This is a genomic window from Phormidium sp. CCY1219, assembly GCF_055795085.1.
The window spans coordinates 1-19,628 of sequence record NZ_JAYFEQ010000794.1; the positions used below are offsets into that span (position 1 = coordinate 1).

14 protein-coding genes are annotated in these 19,628 nt (G+C 51.6%); 9 read left to right on the top strand and 5 right to left on the bottom strand.

Going from position 1 to position 19,628, the window contains the following annotated elements:
• Positions 1 to 241: 241 nt before the first annotated feature.
• Both AC0QH1_RS24455 and AC0QH1_RS24460 read left to right on the top strand, forming a co-directional pair.
• On the top strand, positions 242 to 1,105 hold the full coding sequence (locus AC0QH1_RS24455) for an EI24 domain-containing protein (protein WP_324634012.1): 864 nt from the start codon (positions 242 to 244) through the stop codon (positions 1,103 to 1,105).
• A gap of 133 nt (positions 1,106 to 1,238) precedes the next feature.
• Entirely contained in the window at positions 1,239 to 1,463 is a 225-nt protein-coding gene (locus AC0QH1_RS24460) for a cupin domain-containing protein (protein ID WP_324634014.1), read from the top strand.
• A gap of 153 nt (positions 1,464 to 1,616) precedes the next feature.
• Here the strand turns inward: AC0QH1_RS24460 and AC0QH1_RS24465 are convergent, their stop codons facing one another.
• Complete coding sequence (locus tag AC0QH1_RS24465) at positions 1,617 to 2,645, bottom strand: TIGR00341 family protein (protein ID WP_324634015.1); 1,029 nt, start codon at positions 2,643 to 2,645, stop codon at positions 1,617 to 1,619.
• 904 nt (positions 2,646 to 3,549) lie between these two features.
• Between AC0QH1_RS24465 and smc the strand changes: the two genes are divergently transcribed.
• From smc to AC0QH1_RS24495, 6 genes are all read left to right on the top strand, one after another.
• On the top strand, positions 3,550 to 7,539 hold the full coding sequence (smc, locus tag AC0QH1_RS24470) for a chromosome segregation protein SMC (RefSeq protein ID WP_324634016.1): 3,990 nt from the start codon (positions 3,550 to 3,552) through the stop codon (positions 7,537 to 7,539).
• A 52-nt stretch (positions 7,540 to 7,591) separates the two neighbouring features.
• Positions 7,592 to 8,584 (top strand): PRC-barrel domain-containing protein, encoded by a 993-nt coding sequence (locus tag AC0QH1_RS24475; protein WP_324634017.1) that lies wholly within the window; start codon positions 7,592 to 7,594, stop codon positions 8,582 to 8,584.
• A 501-nt stretch (positions 8,585 to 9,085) separates the two neighbouring features.
• Positions 9,086 to 9,313, top strand: a complete 228-nt coding sequence (gene ndhL / locus AC0QH1_RS24480; protein WP_324634018.1) for an NAD(P)H-quinone oxidoreductase subunit L — start codon at positions 9,086 to 9,088, stop codon at positions 9,311 to 9,313.
• A gap of 299 nt (positions 9,314 to 9,612) precedes the next feature.
• Positions 9,613 to 9,933, top strand: coding sequence for a DUF3007 family protein (locus tag AC0QH1_RS24485; protein WP_324634025.1), 321 nt, complete (start codon positions 9,613 to 9,615; stop codon positions 9,931 to 9,933).
• A 108-nt stretch (positions 9,934 to 10,041) separates the two neighbouring features.
• Positions 10,042 to 10,836, top strand: a complete 795-nt coding sequence (trpA, locus tag AC0QH1_RS24490; RefSeq protein ID WP_324634019.1) for a tryptophan synthase subunit alpha — start codon at positions 10,042 to 10,044, stop codon at positions 10,834 to 10,836.
• 325 nt (positions 10,837 to 11,161) lie between these two features.
• The gene (locus AC0QH1_RS24495; protein ID WP_442957364.1) at positions 11,162 to 12,397 is read left to right on the top strand and encodes an HhoA/HhoB/HtrA family serine endopeptidase; all 1,236 of its coding nucleotides are present in this window, start codon (positions 11,162 to 11,164) and stop codon (positions 12,395 to 12,397) included.
• 61 nt (positions 12,398 to 12,458) lie between these two features.
• Here the strand turns inward: AC0QH1_RS24495 and AC0QH1_RS24500 are convergent, their stop codons facing one another.
• The 4 genes from AC0QH1_RS24500 to AC0QH1_RS24515 form a co-directional block, all read right to left on the bottom strand.
• The gene (locus tag AC0QH1_RS24500) at positions 12,459 to 12,827 is read right to left on the bottom strand and encodes a DUF760 domain-containing protein (protein WP_324634020.1); all 369 of its coding nucleotides are present in this window, start codon (positions 12,825 to 12,827) and stop codon (positions 12,459 to 12,461) included.
• Between the two features lie 1,217 nt (positions 12,828 to 14,044).
• Complete coding sequence (locus AC0QH1_RS24505; RefSeq protein ID WP_324634021.1) at positions 14,045 to 15,733, bottom strand: serine/threonine-protein kinase; 1,689 nt, start codon at positions 15,731 to 15,733, stop codon at positions 14,045 to 14,047.
• 230 nt (positions 15,734 to 15,963) lie between these two features.
• Positions 15,964 to 17,298 (bottom strand): NB-ARC domain-containing protein, encoded by a 1,335-nt coding sequence (locus tag AC0QH1_RS24510; protein ID WP_324634022.1) that lies wholly within the window; start codon positions 17,296 to 17,298, stop codon positions 15,964 to 15,966.
• A gap of 473 nt (positions 17,299 to 17,771) precedes the next feature.
• A complete protein-coding gene (locus AC0QH1_RS24515) occupies positions 17,772 to 17,975 on the bottom strand; it encodes a hypothetical protein (RefSeq protein WP_324634023.1) in 204 nt (67 codons plus the stop codon).
• Between the two features lie 17 nt (positions 17,976 to 17,992).
• On the opposite strand from AC0QH1_RS24515, the gene AC0QH1_RS24520 reads away from it, so the two are divergent.
• A partial coding sequence (locus tag AC0QH1_RS24520; RefSeq protein WP_324634024.1) for a DUF4114 domain-containing protein occupies positions 17,993 to 19,628 on the top strand: 1,636 nt, incomplete at its 3' end.

Genomic DNA, 19,628 nt, shown 5'->3' on the forward strand with positions numbered 1-19,628 from the left:
TATTGCCCACAGCCAGATGCAGCAGTTGAATTTCGCCGCAATGTAAAAAAATGTTAAGCAAGTGTGGGGTATTACCCCTTACTGTGCTAGAGTAGTTCCAGTAGATGCACCCTGATGGCAACGCCCGCTTTCCAAGTGGGCGTTTTTTTTATGGGGGAGTGGGTATTCTCGCATCAGACACCATCCCCCGATAGAATCAAGTCGGTGGTTGTCCCGAAGTGCTGCTCGCAAGCGTGATGTAATGGCACGAAAGCAAACTGGAAAAGCAAACTCGATATTGATGCAGGTCCTCGGAGGATTTGGACTAATTGCTGGTGCAACCTATCCGTTTCGATCGCTGCTGGTTTGGATCCAGAACCCGCATCTGCTCAATTTCGTTTGGGTGCCAATTTGGCTGAATGTGGGGGTGGGGATTGCTCTTTATGCGGGATTGCTGTTTCCGGGGTTGAACTGGATCGACGGGGCGATCGCTTCCCTGTCGGTTCAACTCGACTCCTTCATCGCCAGCTTACCCACATGGCTCAGTTTTATCGCGATTCTCGATAACTTTCTGGGAATTATCCTGCGAGTGCTGCTGGTGGGGTTGCTGCTGATTGCGACGGGATTTTTAATCGTGCAATTCGGGGCAATTTTGGGTGCGCCCTGGTACGGGCAACTCTCGGAACAGTTAGAACTGCAGCGAGTGGGGAAACTTCCCGCCGCAGAACCGCTTACTCCTTTTAGTATCGCGCGCGATATTTGGCGATCGCTGATGTTTGAAGTGAAAAAAATCGTCCTCGCCGCAATATTGGGGGCTTTTCTGGTTCCCTTGTATGGGATTCCCGGAGTGGGAACCGTCGCCGCTACCATTGGCGGAGTGGCGATCGCCGCTATTATTGTCTGTCTCGACTTTCTCGATGCACCTTTAGAACGTCGCCGCCTGCGCTTTCGCCGCAAATTGGCAATTGTTTTGCGCGCCCTTCCCGCCAGCGCCAGTTTCGCCGTCATCTGTTTGATACTCATCAGCATTCCCCTGCTCAATTTACTCGCAGTTCCGTTATGCGTTGCTTCCGGAACCCTGTTTTTTTGCGATCGCATTTGGCCAAAATTTCGCGAAAGAAACTAATTCGGGGTATGCTTGCAAAGAAAAAAACGCCTCGCCGAGAGGCGTTTTTTCCGGCGTCTCCATCAGTTTGATTGGGGCTATTTTTACTTTGCTTTAATCTAGAGGATGGAGACGCCCGAGACTGTCTGTAGTTGTGATAATTTCGATTTGCGATCGCGCTCATCAGCTTATCAATACCGGGGAAACCATGCTGGGATATCTCTGTTTTTCCACCATGCTAGAACCGGATGTTATGGAATATCCAGATAGTGGCAAAATCGGGGTGTTTGCCGGTTCCGCCCCGGGAGGCGCAAAGGAAACGCGAACGTTGAGTCGGTTTTTTCCCCATGATTCCCAGGTGAATTATTGGGAAGGGTAAGTATAAAATCGAAGCGGGCGATTGAAATACCGCCGTGGCAAGCTTGCGTCCGCCTACGCGGACTAATGTGTGACGCTTTGTGACTCATTGACTCGTTCCCAGGCTGACGCCTGATAACGAGACCAACGAGAACAATTTTTGTATAAAATTCGATTAAGCCATGTGAAAATTTTTCCACCACAAAATACTCACAACCAAAGCAGAAAGCAACCCAAACCAGATAAAATATGCAGCATTTGTGGTTTTTTGCGCTTTCGGAACTTCCCACCAGTTGCTCGGGCGAATATTTTGCACGGAAAAGGTGAGGACTCCGGCTAAATTGAGGCAAATTAAGTTAGTTAACACGAGCAAAAGGGAACCCACTGCTGCTTCCCATTGTCCGGAACCGAGCAACATTCCAAAAGTGACTACGGGAGGTAGTAATGCCACGGAAACCATGACTCCCACAATGGCATTGGTGATTCCCGAGGTAAAGGAAAATGCCCCGGCGATACCCGATGCTAACGCCAGGATAACATCAGAAACGTGTACGCTGGTTCGAGAGGCTATTTGCGGAATTTGTAAGCTGACGGGGATAAAAAATCCGACACAAATTGAAAATCCGAGAGCGAGAGAGATGCCAATACTGCCGACTTTTAATGCTTTTTTGGCTAGAGACATATCGGCGAGAGTGGTGGCGAGAGATAAAGCCATATTTGGGCCGAGTAAAGGGGCGATAACCATTGCGCCGATAATGATGGTTTCCTCATTGCGTAACAGACCGATCGCGGCGATGATGGTAGAGAGAAGCACCATTAACAGATGATTGGCGGTGAGACCTACGGCGCGATTGACATCTTCATAAAGTTCGTGACGGTTAATGCGCGATCGCTGCGGGTCTAATTCCACATCTGGCTTAATTTCCGTCAGATCCGGTGGCGTTTCCGCCGGCAATTCCGGGCGCGGAATTATCGCTTCCACCGCCATGACTACAATTTTAAAACCCTCTAAATCGGAAAAGCGCCGTTGTATTCTGTCGATCGCCGCTTCTGCTTCTTGAGAAGACATGAGAATTTTCACAATACTGCGATCGGCCCAAAGGTGAACTTGCCAAATACCGCGAATGGATTGGTCTTCCAGAACTTTTTCGATTTCATGGGCGTTTTCTTGCGGTAAAAACACTTCCAGTTGACGGAGACTCATGGGTTAAGAGGTTTGTGAAAAAAAACTAAAGGGGGAAGTAATAATCTAGCATTGTTACAGCATTCGCGCCCTAAGTCTATAGGTAGATATTCTCAGTCTCGTTCGGGGGAGCGATGGGCGATTGAAATACCGCTGTGGCAAAGTAACGAAAAAGCGCGCACTCTGAGAGAGTGAGGTGAACAAACTTACTTTGCCTACGCCGGCTAATTTAACACAGTTTTTTGACAAGCAAATTTTCTATTGTACCCTTGTTCCGGCATGCATGATGAAATGTAGAGAACATGGCATGCCACCTCTCTACAGGCGGTAGTTTTCTAAACAGCTCTCGATTGAAAGTCCGCGAAATCTCGAATTGTTTCACAGCTCAACCGGAAATATATTACTCTCGTCGTGTAGGGAAACGGTCGTGCTTTTCTCACTTATGTAGCGTTAGTTCCGGCTGGGGAAGAGGGACGCCAAATTTTAATCGTGCCGTTGCCATTGTTCGCATGTCACACCTCAATGGCTTTGCCAGCACTGCTACTGATGAGAGTGGCATTAGCGGGATGGATGGCCACAGAATTAACGGTATGCGAATAAGAATCGAAATCAGACCATTGCAATCGATACATTACCGCACATCGGATGTTTTTAGCTATTCTTGCGATATTGCCAACCAGGGTAGCCGTTTGACAGGGGGTTGGTGCGTGAGCCCCGGATTGGACTGGGGTGAAATTGCATCGGTGGGGGTCATGTATTTTACGGTGGGTGGTGGGTGATGGTGGGGGCAGTGTTGGGAGGCTCCAAGTGGGGGCGTAAGGTAGCACCCCCTTTCATCTGAGCGATCGCCGTGCTACTCTGTGAAGAATCGCTAAACTAGATTAGTAAGTCAACACCCGCGACTACCCGCCAACCCTCGACTGCGATGCTTCATATCAAGCGCCTAGAGCTGACGAACTTCAAATCCTTTGGTGGCACCACGGTCATTCCGGTGCTGCCCGGGTTTACCGTGGTTTCTGGCCCCAATGGTTCTGGAAAGTCCAATATTCTAGACGCTCTGTTGTTTTGCTTGGGCATTTCCACCTCAAAAGGAATGCGGGCGGAACGGTTGCCCGATTTAGTCAACCACAATCAAGCCCGCAGTCGCGGTACGGTAGAAGCCAGCGTTACCGTCACCTTTGACCTCGGCGAAAATTCCCCCTTTGAAGAAGAAGTGGTACCCAACGTGATGGACACCGTTTCCGTGGCGGAAGTGGCACCGGAAACCCCGATAGTAGAGGAAACTGCGCCAGAATCCCCAGACAGCGGCGCGCAGGCGGCGCAACTGCTGGCGGAAGTGACCCCGGAAACCCCGGTAGTGGAGGAAACTGCGCCCGAATCCCCAGACAGTGGCGCGCAGGCGGCGCAACTGCTGGCGGAAGTGACACCGGAAACCCCGGTAGTGGAGGAAACTGCGCCCGAATCCCCAGACAGTGGCGCAGAGGCGGAAGACGCCAGCGCGCCGGGGGAAGAGGAAGAGATTCGAGAGCAGGAAAATCCCGAACCGCAGGAGGGAAATGGCACAGTTGCGCCAGAGGCGGGGGAATCCGCCGTGGCGCAAGGGCCGGAAACGCCGGAATCGGAGAGTGAATCGAAAAATGAATGGAGCATTACCCGGCGACTGCGGGTGACGAAGGGGGGAACCTACACCTCGACCTACTATATGGATGGGGAACCCTGCACCCTGACGCAGTTACACGAGCAGATGAACCGCCTGCGGATTTATCCAGAAGGCTACAACGTGGTGCTGCAAGGGGACGTGACGGCGATTATCTCTATGAATGGTAGAGAACGGCGGGAGATTATCGACGAATTGGCAGGCGTGGCGGCATTTGACCGCAAAATCGCCCAAGCTAAGACTAAATTAGATGAAGTCAAAGAGCGTGAAGACCGCTGTCGGATTGTGGAAAAAGAGCTGACAGTGCAGTTAGAGCGCTTGGCGAAAGACCGGGCGAAAGCGGAGCAATATCAAAAGCTGCGCGGCGAGTTGCACGAGAAAGAGCAGTTGGTGGCGGTGTTGAATTATCGCTTGCTGAAGCAACAAAGCTGGAAACTGCGCGAGCAAATCGAAGCGGGCGATCGCTTCATCAGTGAATTGCGAAACCAGATTACCACCATCAGCGGCGACATCCAAAAAGCTAGTAGTCATTTAGAAGAACTCAACGCCAAGGTCAAAGCTCTCGGCGAAGAAGAACTCATAGCCCTGCAATCTTCCCTCGCGACCCAAGAAGCTCAAGAGCGACAACTGCAGCAACGACAGCAAGAACTGGAAAGCGCCCGCGAACAAACGCGAAGTGCATTAGCACAAAATCAGCAAGAAGTCAAGGAGCTTCAAGAAAATTTACAAAAGCGGGAAGAAGAGCGGGAATTAGAGAAAAAAGCGATCGCCGCCGTACAGCAGAATCGGGACGAGACCCAGAAACTGCTGCAGGCGAAGCGCGAACAAGCCAGCGCGATCGCCGCCGCCTCGGAAGAATGGGTGCAGCAGCAAACCACCCTGCACCGGCAAATCGAAACCTTGCAAAAAACCCTCGACCCCCAGCGCACGGAACAAGCCCGCTTGAGCGAGCGACGGGGACAGTTGCTCGAAAAAATTGCCGAGCAAGAACAAACCCACGCGCAAAGCCAGCAAGAACTGAGCCAGAAAAAGCTAGCCCTGAGCGAACTCGATCGGCGGCACAAGGCGGCGATCGCAATGGTTCAATCCCTCGCGGAAAAATTAGCCGCCGCCGAAGAAGAACTGCAAGTGCAGCAAGAGACGCAAAAAAGGCTCCTGGAAGAACAACGCTCCAAACAGCGGCGCTTAGATAAACTCGAAGCCCAAACCCAAGCCATGCAAGAAGCCAGCGGTACGGGAGCCAGCAAAATTATCCTGCAAACCGGCATTCCGGGGGTGTGCGGCGTAGTGGCGCAATTGGGACGAGTAGACCCGCACTATCAGCGCGCCCTGGAAACCGCCGCCGGCGGGCGGTTGGGATTTGTGGTGGTAGAAGATGACAAAGTAGCCGCCGCCGCGATCGAACTGCTGAAACAAAAACGCGCCGGTCGAGCCACGTTTTTACCCTTAAACAAAATCAGACCGCCGCGATTTTCCCCGATGGATGCCCTGCGAAATGCCCCGGGATTTATCGATTATGCGGTAAACCTGATCGAATGCGATCGCCCCTACCTGCAGGTGTTTGCCTATGTTTTCGGCAGCACCGTCGTCTTCGAAACCTTAGATTTAGCGCGCTCTTTTTTAGGCAAAGCGCGCATCGTCACCTTAGACGGAGAACTGCTCGAAACTAGTGGAGCTATGAGCGGCGGGAGTTATTCCCATCGGTCTACCTTGCACTTCGGCACCGGTAGCAGCAGCGACTCGGAAGAAACCACCGCCTTGCAAGAGCGGCTCGAACAAATCGAAGCCGTGTTAGAATCGTGCAGCTTTGCGATCGCCAACGCCACCGCCGAAGTCAAACGGCGATCGGGCGAATTAATGGAAGCCAAGCAGCAGCAGCGAGAGCTACAGCTATTTTCCGAGCAACTCCACAAAGAAATTGGCACCCTGCAAACCACCGGCGAGCAGTTGCAGCAGCAATTGGTCAAAAATCGCCAAGAATTGGTCAAAGCCGAAGCCCAATTACAGCAATTAGCCGCCGAAGTGCCCGCCCAAGAGACCCAGTTGCAGCAGTTGCGCCACGCTTTAGCCGCAATGGAAGAATCCGGGCAAAATCGCGAATGGCAGGAAATCCAGGCCCAGGTGCGCGACCTCGAAACCCAGTCGCAAGAGTGGGAACAGTCCCTCAGTGCGGCACAGTTGCGCTTGCAAGATTTAGGCAATCAGCATCAGCGCATCGAGGAGAAAATCCACGAGGCGAAACAGCGCGCCGAAGGGTTGAGCCAGCACGAAAACCAATCCAAGGAGAGCATCGCTCAGGTGGAGGCTCAGCTCAAGCAAATCGGCGATCGCCTCGCCCAAACCCGTCAGGGGTTAGAAGAAATCGAAGCCAAACTGGGAACCGAAAAAGAAATGCGCGATCGGGCAGAAGCTAAATTGCGCGACCTGCATCTGGGCCGACAGCAGCTCGAATGGCAACTGCAAAAGCTGCAAGAAACCCAACAGGGGCGGCGCGAGCAATTGGCAGCCCTGAATGAAGAACTGCAACAGAAAGCCGCCGAATTGCCCGATCCGCCGCCCAAGGTGCCGGACAACATGGAGAATCGGTTGGCGAGCGAGGTGCAAGAACTGCAAAAAGAGGTGCGATCGCTGCAAAAACGCATTACCGCAATCGAACCGGTGAACATGCTCGCCCTGGAAGAATACGACAGCACCCAAACCCGCCTGCAGGAACTCAGCCAAAAACTCTCCACCCTGGAAGGAGAGCGCACCGAAATCCTCCTGCGGATCGAAAACTTCACCACCTTGCGACTGCGCGCTTTCCAAGAAGCATTCGATGCAGTCAATGAAAACTTTAAAACCATTTTCGAGGAACTCTCCGAAGGAGATGGCTTCCTGCAACTCGATGACGAGTCTGACCCCTTTAGCAGCGGCCTGAATTTGGTCGCTCACCCGAAAGGTAAGCCCGTCAAGCGTTTGGCCTCTATGTCCGGTGGGGAAAAATCCCTCACTGCCCTCAGTTTTATCTTTGCCCTGCAGCGCTATCGCCCCTCGCCGTTTTACGCATTTGACGAGGTGGATATGTTCCTCGACGGGGCAAATGTGGAACGATTAGCTAAAATAATTAAACAGCAGGCAAATGTTGCTCAGTTTATTGTAGTCAGTCACAAAACGCCGATGCTAAAACTAGCCTCGCGCGTTATTGGCGTGACGCAAGCCCGAGGAGCCTATACGCAAGTTATCGGACTCCAACTCGACGAGAAGAGTAACGTGTTGTGATTTTATTTTCAAGTAATATTAAAGAGAATTCGCTATCGGGATTCAACTTAGAATGACATCTGAACAAATCCGTCTCCGCTCCGATTTATTAAATACCCAAGTCATCACCCGCACCACCGGCAAGCGCCTGGGAGTGGTCAAAGAGCTATTGGTAGACATCGATCGCCGACAAGTCGTGGCTCTCGGTCTGCGCGATAACCTTCTCTCTGTGGCGGGAATGCCCAGGTTTATGCTGCTCAGCAGCATTCAGCAAATTGGTGACGTGATCTTGGTTGAAGATGAAGACGTTATAGAAGATATTGACGTTGATGCCTACAGCAGGTTGATCAACAGTGAAGTGATTACCGAAACCGGCGAGCTGTTGGGCAAGGCGCGCGGGTTTAAGTTTAACGTAGAAACCGGGGAAGTGGTTTCCCTGGTGATTGCCTCCTTGGGATTGCCCCAAATTCCCGAACAAGTGCTGAGCACTTACGAATTGCCCGTGGAGGAAATCGTCAGCAGCGGTCCGAATCGATTGATCGTGTTTGAAGGCGCAGAAGAACGTCTCTCCCAGCTTAGTGTGGGCTTTTTAGAGCGTCTCGGCATCGGCGAACCGCCTTGGGTGCGCGATGAGGAAGAGTCTTTAATCATGCCGACGGCTAAACCGGAAAATCAGCTTCCCACCGGCATCTCGACTCCCGCTAGCGAACCTTTGCGCTCTCCCGCCCGTGTGGCGGAAGAAGTCTGGGATGAGGATGAAGTTTGGGAGCAACAGCAACCCGAACCCCTACGTCAGCCGGCTCGAGAACCCATGTATTACGAAGACGACATGGAAGAAGATAACTGGAGCGAAACCACCGCTCGCGATGTCTATGACACCGATTATGTGGAAGACTACGCGGAGGTTTACGAGGAGCCAGAATATGTGGAGGACTACGAATACGAGAATAATGTAGAAGCCGATGCATGGGCAGAGGAAGAAGCGGAAACTCCCTATACTCCCCCGCGCGTTAACATCCCCGAAAAAACCAAAACTCCCGAATACGAAGAAGAACCGGGTTACTAATCGCGATCGCGCTTGTTGGGGGTTATTCCTTGCACTTTCTCGCAATCGCGCGGCAATAGTGCTGGGCTGGCAAGGATTACAAAAATATTTTGCTATAACTTGGCAACTATTGCAGGCACTCTCCGGGTGCCTTTTTTTTGGCAAAAATTGGCGAATTGCAAATTAAAAATTAGAAATACTCTCGGTCTTCTCGTTTCTTCTCATTCCGAGCATGTGCGGGGAATGGGCTATTTGAGGCTCTGCCTCCAAATAACCCCAAATAACCCCAAATAGCCCCGCACCTGAGAAGGGTGGGGCTAAATTCGGACCGAAGCTCTGACTACGCGGGCTAATTTCTCTGGTTGCAAATAGTTTGGAGGGCACGGCAGGGTTACAATAAAAAGACGAAGCGATCGCTGTTTTGAACTGGTGGCCGCAGGTTGCCCTGGGGGAACCGGTGGCCAGAGAAGGGCGATCGCGTTCTATCCCGTGAAAAAAACCGTTTGAATTTGTAAAAAGCCGATGCTAGACCAAACCACAATCGTTCTGCTATTGTATGTCATTTTAGCGGGAACTTACCTGCTCGTGGTTCCGTTAGCCCTTTATTTTTACCTAAAAAACCGCTGGTATGTGGCGAGTTCTTTCGAGCGCGCTTTCATGTACTTTTTGGTGTTTTTCTTCTTCCCCGGTATGTTTGCCCTGGCTCCATTTTTGAATTTTCGACCCAAGCGACGGGAAATTGAAGCCTAGAGCAAATCCCACCTAAAAGGGGAAAGGATGAAGCATTAAGAATGAAAAATCAAGAATGAAGGAAAAGGAGCGATGGGGAAATGACTCGGTTAAAATCGTTACTGGCACGGAGCGGGGAACGGTTTGTGGCGAGGGATTGGATTTCCCTGTTTGTTACTCGTTTGCAGGTTTAATTCTGGGAAGGAGTCGTAGCTTTATGAGGAAAATCGTTTCTTTTTCGGGAGTCTGGGTTTGACATTCTGAGTTTCAACTTTCCCCTTTTAAAAGTTGTGGTGAATAGTGGAATAATGGGGGCGATGATGAGAAGAATTGATGCGATTGGAATTGGGTTGGGAATTTTTATTGCGGGTGGTGCATTATATTTGGGATTGCAAGTTGCCGGACTCGATAGCATAACGGCGGGGATTTGGAGCCAAGTGCTGTTGGTGGGGGGTGTAGTGGGTTGGTTGCTCACCTATTTATTCCGAGCGGTGAGCGGAAAGATGACCTATCACCAGCAGGTGCGGGATTACGAAAATGCGGTATTAGAGAAGCGCTTAGAAGAACTGAGTCCGGAAGAACTGGAGAAATTGCAAGCAGAAATCGAAGCAGAAAAGCGCGCCAAAGAAACGGGAAAATGAAACAATAGAGAATCTCTCGGGGATGATTGTGGGTAGAGCGCGTACGGGCGCGAAACTGCAAGACATTCGCGAGAGGGAGTGAATCAAATAGCCTAGGTAAATTAAGCCATGACATCGGTTTCCCAGTGCTTTAAGTCCCTGCGCGATCGCCAGCAGTGTGCTTTTATTCCGTTTATCACCGCCGGCGATCCAGATTTAGAGACCACCGCCAAAGCGTTGCGCGTATTAGACGATCGGGGTGCAGATTTAATCGAACTTGGGGTACCCTATTCCGACCCCCTCGCCGACGGACCGGTGATTCAAGCGGCGGCGACTCGTGCGTTACAACGGGGAACCCGCTTGGAACAGGTATTAGAGATGGTCAGGGAGGTTAGCCCCCAGATAAAAGCGCCGATTATTTTATTCACCTATTACAATCCGATTCTCAAGCGAGGATTGTCAGCCTTTTTCACCGCAGCAGCGAAAGCGGGGGTGCGGGGGTTAGTGGTACCGGATTTGCCCCTGGAAGAATCGGAAAAGGTGCTAGAGGTTGCCGATAAGCAGGGGATAGAGGTAATTTTATTAGTAGCCCCCACCAGTCCGGTAGAACGGCGAGAGGCGATCGCCCGTCAGTCGCGTGGATTTATTTATTTAGTCAGCGTCACCGGGGTAACGGGGATGCGGTCCGGGTTGCAATCGCGGGTGGAGGAACTACTCGAACAAATGCACCAAATGACCGACAAACCGATTGGGGTAGGATTTGGGATTTCCTCCCCCGAGATGGCGCGTCAGGTGAAAGCGTGGGGGGCAGATGGGGTGATTGTGGGCAGTGCGTTTGTGAAACGGTTGGCAGATGGGACGCCAGAGTCAGGATTAGCCGCGATCGCCGAATTTGCCGAGGCGCTCAAATCAGCGATCGGCTAGCCGGAAAATCCAGGGAAGCGGACAACGGCGCTAACGAGTTAATTTTCCCGGATTTTCCCCCCAGGGAGCGCTGACTTAACAAAATCTTTCGGTTTGGAACCGGGGGAATGGCGATGTTAAACCGTGGGATTGGGCTAGACTAAAAATTAAGCGATCGCGAAAAATTCGCCCAGGGAGTTGAAGAGGGTAGCGAGAGGAACCCATCCGTTCACCGCCTCCATCCGCCCCTGCGACTTTCCGAGCGGCATTGAGGAGCGATCGCCGATCCTTTCCTTCCCCGGTCTGCCATTGGACGCACCGGTCTGTTTTTAACGGGCAAACACCTATGATGAGTAGAGTATTCAATCGGCTGAGTCTCGGGGCGATGTTGCTCGCCCTCGGCGGCGGTGTAGGAATCGCGGGCAGTCGCTACATAGAAGCGGACAATCGGCAGTGGAAGGGGGGTGCGGCGGTACCCGTGGTGCTACAACCCGGGGCAGAGAATGCCGATGAGACGCGCGACATTGAGCCATCCGCCACCGTAGCGGTTCTCAATCGCCCACCGATGAGCCGCAATTTTATCGCCGTAGCGGCAGCACAAGTCGGTCCGGCGGTGGTAAAAATTGAGGCGATACCAACTCAGATAGAGGAACCAGACAACGGCTTAACGCCCCCATTTTTGCCGAAATTGTTTGGGGAAGAAATGCCCCCGGGCAGAACTCCGATACCGCGCGGGAGTGGGTCGGGGTTTATTATTCACGACGACGGTGGAATCCTCACCAACGCTCATGTGGTGGGGAAAAGCGAAGTGGTGCGAGTGAAGCTCAAGGATGGGCGGGAATTTGAGGGAAAGGTGGTGGGAAGCGATCCGCTGACCGATGTGGCGGTGGTGAAAATCGAGGCGGAGAAACTGCCGGATGTGAAGTTAGGGAAAGCGGCAGATTTGGTTCCGGGACAGTGGGCGATCGCGATCGGGAATCCGTTAGGGTTGGATAATACGGTGACGGTGGGGATTATCAGCGCCACCGGGCGATCGAGTTCGCAAGTGGGGATTCCGGATAAGCGAGTGCGCTTCATCCAAACCGATGCGGCGATTAACCCCGGCAATTCTGGCGGGCCGCTGATTGATGACCGAGGGCAGGTGATTGGGATGACCACCGCCATTCGCGCTGACGCCCAAGGGTTGGGTTTTGCCATTCCCATCGAGACGGCGCAACGGATTGCCAATCAGTTATTGACCGACGGTCGAGCGTCCCATCCCTTTTTAGGGATTCAAATGGTGGACGTGACGCCAGAGGTGCGATCGCAACTGGAACAGAACAACCTAACCCTGCCCGACGCGGCGAGGGTAGCGATCGTGGGGGTATTGGAGAACACCCCAGCGGAAAAAGCGGGTTTGCGTCCTGGGGATGCGATCGAGCAAATTAATGGCATCGAAATTTCCAGCGCCGCCGACGTGCAGGATGTGGTAGAAGCGAGTGAAGTGGGAGAACTGCTGCAAGTGCAAATTAACCGCCAGGGTCAGATCCAAAGCATTGGCATCCGCCCTGGTGCATTTCCAAGCCAGGGGATGATGAATTAGACGGCGGTGAAGCAGGCGATCGCCCAATGGACGCTTTGACCCCCAGCGCTGAGGGAGTCGTTTACCAGCCGTCTGAGTCGGCATCAGCGCCACCTGCATCGCGATTCAACGAACCGGCCTGAGATAAGTGTTCGTCCAGATGCATCCGTTGTTCCATCTTGTGCAGGAAATAGCCCGTCATCATCGCCGATGCCAACAGACCCGCTAAATTTTCCCGGTTGGTGGTCACTTGCACTTCAAAATTCTCAGACGGTAACACTCCCACCAGTCCTTGGACGTTTTGAGAAATGATTTCTTTAATTTCCGGGCTGACGGATTTAGCAACCCGCGCCAACACCTCCGGGGGCTGGTGCTGTAGGTAGTCCAGCAGAGAGTTGGCATCTACATTATTGTCATCGTTGGAATTGAAAAAATCAGGTTGATAAACCATGTGGCTCCTAAGTAGCTGAGGTGCTTACTTTCTACTTTAAACCATAGGGCTAGATTGACGCTTCCTCTGAAAGTCAAGATTTGCAATTTAGATGCTAGGCTAGTTTATTTACCAGAGTTTAGCAGAGTTGTCAACCCCAGAAGGGTGAAAAATTCCGAAACCACAAGATTCGATGGCCGATGACACCCCAAGCGGAAACCAACCCCCAGAAAAATTTCCTGGGTGGGTTGACTTTGGCAAAAATATGGTTCATAATGATTCTGCTGTACCGAAAAAGGGGGTTCCCACAGGGTAAATCTGTGGTATCCTAGGAAGGGTGAAAAAAACACCCGTTGGGCTGAAACCAACCTAAAGTCGGCGAAATCCGGCGGCCAACTTTCGGGAACAGCACGGCGATCGCCCGAGGGAAATCCCGGGGAAGTGCGATCGCGACCCAACCAACTCTAAGGGGGCGTGGCGGAATGGTAGACGCTACGGACTTAGAAAACTGAGCCTTAGTGGAGAAATCCATTAAGTGACCGCTCTCAAATTCAGGGAAACCTAAGTCTGGGTAACAGATAGGGCAATCCTGAGCCAAGCCGAAATCTCGGAAGGTGCAGAGACTCGACGGGAGCTACCCTAACGTCAAGCCGAGGGTAAAGGGAGAGTCCAATTCTCAAAGCCAACTGGCAGCAGCGAAAGCGGCGAGAGAATGAAAATCCGTTGACCGTAAAAGGTCGTGTGGGTTCAAGTCCCACCGCCCCCATCAACCACAAAAATAGCTTGTAGGGTGGGCACCGCCCACCCTACTACTGTTCAACCACAAAAATAGCTTGTAGGGTGGGCACCGCCCACCCTACTACTGTCATGTTTTGAATCGCAAAATAGGGTGATTCCCACCAAATCCGGGCTAACCCGCTGGGGAATGTTTCTTGTAGAGACGCCGATTTATCGCGTCTCCCGATTTATCGCGTCTCCCCGGTTATTATACCCACCGTTTTCACCGAGCTAAAAGAGCGATCGCCCTCCACCCCTGGCCATTTCGATCGCCGCCAAACCTGTAGGCAGGCAATGGCCACCCTAAAGGATTTTATCACATAGAAGCTAAATTGTCAAGGTCATTGGTGGACTTGCGATCGGCCAATCCTGAGCAACTGCCCGTCAGCAGTAGACAAGGCGTTTTGTAGAAAATCGTGAGGGAGAGAGTTGCGGGGGAAAGGCAATAGTGGAACATTTTACTATAATAAATCGGCCTCTTGCAAGCGTTGTCTTGCCAGAGTTCGCCAAAGTCGCACATCTGGATTGCTGGATTCGCCTTCCCAACAATTTTGCCATCGATCCAGGGCGTTTTCTCGCTCACCTTGCACTTCGAGAACCTGGGCCAACAGACAGTAAGCATCGGTGCGATTTTCGTTCAAGGCGATCGCTTGTTGCAAATGAGTTTGGGCGCGATCGTAATCCGCTTGCATCCAATAAGCCCACCCGAGGTTTTTATGTAAAGCTGACTTAACCTTAGATGTATCAGTTTTTTGCACCCCTTGCAAGCTCAAGGCGATCGCCTTATTCGGGTCAGCATTCAAAATTCGCAATCGCGCCCAATTGCTTAGGGCGCTAACCGCCAGAGGACTTTGCGATCGCGCCACCAATTCATATTCCCTTTCCGCCCCCTCCAAATTCCCCGCCCCATCGTAAAATCCCGCCAAATTGTAACGCGCCAGCGAATTTTCCGGTTCCAGTTCTAGCGCCTTATTGTAATTCAACACCGCACACTCCGCCTGACTTTGCAACTCGCAAATTCGCCCCAAATTGTTATAAACCCGAGAATCGCTAGCATCAAACTGCAACGACTTTTCATAATAACGTTTCGCCCGTTGCAATTCTCCCTCCCGATGCGCCGACCATGCCACTTGATAATAATACTGCGCCTGCACCGGAAACGACAATGGATAGACCGCGCCCACCGTCAACAATCCCATCAGCGCATATTTAAACTGCGGAGAATTGAGCGCCCGTTGCACGCTTTTGAGCAATAGACCTTTCCGCGTCAAATCGCGCAAAATAACCCTAGTATTTTGCGGTCGATTAGCAGGAATAAACTCCATCAATTCATCAATAAAATCTGCCAGCGGGCGGGAAACTTGTGGGGCTTGGTTTCGCCAAATCAACTGCCCGGTTTTAGCATCCGTGGGCAGTTGCGAAGGAGACTTGCCAGTCAGCAAATAGACAAAAGTGCGCCCGAGGGCAAAAAAATCTGATTGCGGTAAGGCTTTCCCTTCGATTTGTTCCGGGGGCGTGTACCCCCCAGAAATCACCGTGGTGACATCCAGTTGTCCCTTAATTTTGGCCAAATAAGTCGAAGTAATCGCTCGCACGCTGCCCAAATCAATCAACACTAATTTTCCATCTGGTTTGAGCATGATATTAGAGGGTTTAATATCGCGATGAAAAAATTGTTGACCATGCAGGATATCGAGAATTTCGATGCATTGCCTCAGCCATTGGAGCGCCAGATTTGAAGAAAGCGGACCGTGATGGGCGATGTACTGGTCTAAATTTTTTCCCTCAATTTTTTCCATTACCAGACAATGCAGGGGTTGAGACTGATTGGCGGGAGTGAAGGTAAAATAGTCATCGAATTCCACTGTGGGGATTCCCGGATGGTTCAGTTCTTGCAAGGTCATTGCTTCTCGTTCAAAGCGCTCAACCAGTTCTGGGCGATGAGATTTTAAGATTTTCATCACTTTTAGACTGTGGTCGCGATCGCTAACTTCAAAAATCTCCGTGTAATAATAGGTATTCAGTGGGCGCAGGGGTTGAAGCAGTCGATAGCGATCGCGCACCAGCAGTGGAGTGCCGCAGCTTTTACAGCAGTCCATTTCTTCGGGATTTTCTCGATTTTTGCAGTCAGGATTAATACAGTAAATCACATATTTTTAACCTTAAATTTTACTCGTTCCTAGGCTAAGCCTAGGAACGCCATCCCCGAGGCTCCGCCTCCCCCCATTGGCTAAATAAAATCCTTGCCAGAATGTCTTAATTCGGGTCGAACGTGAGGCAGTTTCCCGTGACGCTTTCCGGAAAAAGCACTACGGCGATAATTGCCATCAACTTATTGCCGAACTGAAGAACGAGCGGGGAAATTTATTGCGCGATCGCGTTAAGGGAGGCGGGCATATTTTTTCACATACTTGTTAATGACGGGTTGCAGGGTAAATAAAGTTTCATGGGTGTGCTGATGTTTGAAGGTTTCGATGAGCGATCGCCCGCTGAGGGCTTCTAAATGTTCGATAAGCTCCGAGGTACCAATCGTGGTGCCTAATGCCTCTCGCAGGGTTTGAATGGAAAGCGGGTGGCTATCTTTGGCCAAACAGAGGAGAATTTCTTTTTGGATGGGTGACAAGCGATTGAACTGCTGTTCGAGAATTTCAATAAATAGGTCAGAAAGCAGCAAGGTTTGGCATTCGATGTATTCATCTACATTGCGATTAAAGACTTCTTGAATGGTGGTGGCGACCATGCGTAAGGCCAAGGGATTGCCGCGATAATCGTGAATGAGTTGGTGCCAGTTGGATTGGCTACCGGTGAGCTGCTTTTCTTGGAGTAGTTTTTCAGCTTCTGAGCGTTCCAATCCTGCTAATTTTAACAAGCGAACCGATTGGCTGGGACTGGCAAGTAGAGAGATTTCGCGCGGTTTTTCTTGGGCGAGAGCGATCGCGCAACTGTGATGGGGAATTTCGCCGATGCGTCGCAGCAAGTCGCCATAAGGTTCGTATCCGGATTGATAGCGACCATAGCGATCGCCCGGTTGCAAAATTGCCTCCAAATCATCGAGAATCAGCAGACAGCGAAACCGACGAAAATAGTCGAGAATTTGGGAGATAGTTTCCGCTACGTCTGAGGAGCGATCGGTTGTATTGGGGTCGCAGAAAAACGCGAGTAAATCGGCGAGAAATTCTTCTATGGGGGGAGAATTTCGCAAACTGCGCCAGATGATAAAATCGAATTCCGGTTCTAGTTGTTTGGCCAACTTTACCGATAGGGCAGTTTTGCCAATTCCTCCCATTCCGAGAAGTGCTATTAATCGGCATTTTTCCTCCAGAATCCATTCGGTTAGGGTCTGCAGTTCTGCGGCGCGCCCGTAAAATACCGACAAATCCGGTGCTTCCCCCCAATCTTGGCGGGGCGGGATGCAGGCGAAATTGATGCAGGAGTCAGCGTCAGGGGCGATCGCTTGACAGTCGTGATAGCGCGATTGTACGAGTTGTTGAAGCTTGGCCAGTTTTACTGGTCCTTTACCTTGGATTTGGAATTTTTGATAGACTTGACTGAGGCGCTGACGAACCGCTTCCGGTCGGATATCGAGTTGCGCGGCGATCGCGATCGCATCTAGACCGTTGAGTGCCAGGACAAACGCCTCCCGTTCCGCTTTAGACAGGTGGTGCGCGTACGCTTCGGCATTCAGAAACTCTTCAAAGTGGGAATCGATGGGCATACTCGGTTACTTACGTTTATCAGAAATTGGCTAATTTTATAGTCTATTCGTTCACCCTTTCCCTCCTCTAATTGTACTGCAAGCCTCCTCATTTCGGCTGCCAAACCCCCTTTCTCCATTTTCTTATTCATGTAAGGTCACGCGGGTTGGTACCACCCCCACATCAGGTGCATTACCCCCCGTACCCCATCAATCAATGGATCCTGCACCCAATTGACACCGCCCGGTGACCCATCGGCAGACAAGCCCCCGTAGGGTGCGTCACCCCCCGGAGGCCATCAATGAACCGTGCCACCCACTTGACTCCGGGGGGTAACGCACCGACAGCGCAATCAGCGGTGCCAGAAAATGTAACATTTCTTTACATTTTGCCTCATCCTTTGGCTGGGCTGGTTGAGAGGGCGATCGCACTGGGAGGCCGAGGAAAACTTAGATGAGGCTATTGACATCTTGATTGAAAGCAGAGAAAATAATTACTTGACTAAGGATTTAGCGAGGGGTAAATCAGATGGCAGGAGTGGGCAATCTACCGTGCCGGAGAGGTTGCCATTGGGCGATCGCCTTTCGAGCCGTAATGGACCGGCAGCAGTAAGATGGGATTGGCGATCGCCACTGCCAGCTTGCAGGCTGAAACGGTGAGAATGTCCTGCCATTTGTCCCGATCGGGCATCTATCATTGAGGAGCAATTTCTCCATGTTTAATTTGTTTTTTGGGTGGACAAAACTAACGGCGGCTGTGGGTTTCAAACCACGGGAAAAAACGGCCAAACGATATCGGGGACGAGCCATGCGCCTGGAGGAAATGAGAACTCCCAGCGCGATCGTGCCGGTAGAGGATACCGAAACCGCAGATGACGCCGGATTTGAGGAAGTTGAATCAGAGTTGCTCACAGATGAGAGCGGGTCTGAAGAAGAATTATCCGGAGAAGAATTCGACACTACAGAGAATGCGGATTCCACAGCCGAAAGTGGAGAAGAAAGCATCATTCCCGAGGAAGAGTTAGAAGAGCTTCCTTTTATTGATGGGGAAGGGGAAGAAAGCGATATAGAAACCAGCGATAGCGACGGCGAGAGTGAGGCAGTTGCCGATGTTCCGGAAAACGGCGAGAGCGGGGATGAAGAGGTAGAAGACACTGCTGCGATCGACCCCGAGTCCGAAAGTGAGAATAGCGCCGGGGATGAAACGGAAATTGTTTCCAATAACGATACCGAAGCGAGTGAGAACCCGCAGGCGGAACTGACAGAGCCAAGCTCAGACGCCGATTCAGAGTCAGAGACCCAAAGCGATGAAACGGGCACACCGGAAGCAACCAGCAGCGACGAACCGGAGACCGTAGGCACAGAAGGGGATGAAACCGCTGCTGATGACTCGGATATCGCAGAGAATAGCAGCAAGGCGTCTGAAAGTGAGGATAGCGAAGCGCTGCCAGAAGCCACAACAGAGAACACCTCCGACAACAGCGAAAATGAGGGAACGGAGGACAGCGAAGAAACTACCGATAACGATACCGCTGCCAGCAACGAAACCGATACAGAAGACAGCGAACTGGTAGCCGATGCAGAATTAAGCAATCCGCAACCGAAATTCGATGTCGGCACTTTCAAAGTGGGACAAACCGGCACAGTCCAGATGGATTACCTGTATGATGGCGGCGGATATGGGAAAGGAGAAGTTGCCTTCGTCAGTATGGCAGGGATGGAAGAACTCGACCCCAAATCCGTGGAATTTATCCGAGAAGCGGCTACTCGCGCTGCCAGTAATTCCGAACTAGGTCATACGGTGATTAGCGACAGTACCGACGCCGCGCGGTTTACGGGTAACTTAGGCGAACGCGATTGGAACTTCGGCGAATATCAGGGTGTGAAAACCGTCTCCATGCGACCTGGGGATGAGTTTTTCATCATGTTAGTGCCGAATGGAAAAGTGCAGGATGTGTTAGACAATCCCAGTGCCGAGGGTGCCATTCGTCCCCTATTTTCCTTTGCCACAGCCAACCCAGATGATGCGTATCATGTGGGACAAATTAGCGATGTGACTGGAGAGGGGAATACATTTGCGATCGAAGATTTGCGGGTAGATACCGGAACCGACAAAGACTATAACGATATCGTCTTACAAATTCGGGGAGCTAAAGGAACCGCCCCCCTGATGGATGATGTGGTTGCTGAGGGGAAAGACTGGCGTACCACCGAACTGGGTCGAGAGTTAATTGATTACGTCACACAGGAGGGGGATAATGGAGAAGGCGATCGGGAAGACCCCATTGATGATGAAATAATCGGGGAAGATGACCCCATCGATGAGGAAGACCCCATTGATGATGAAATAA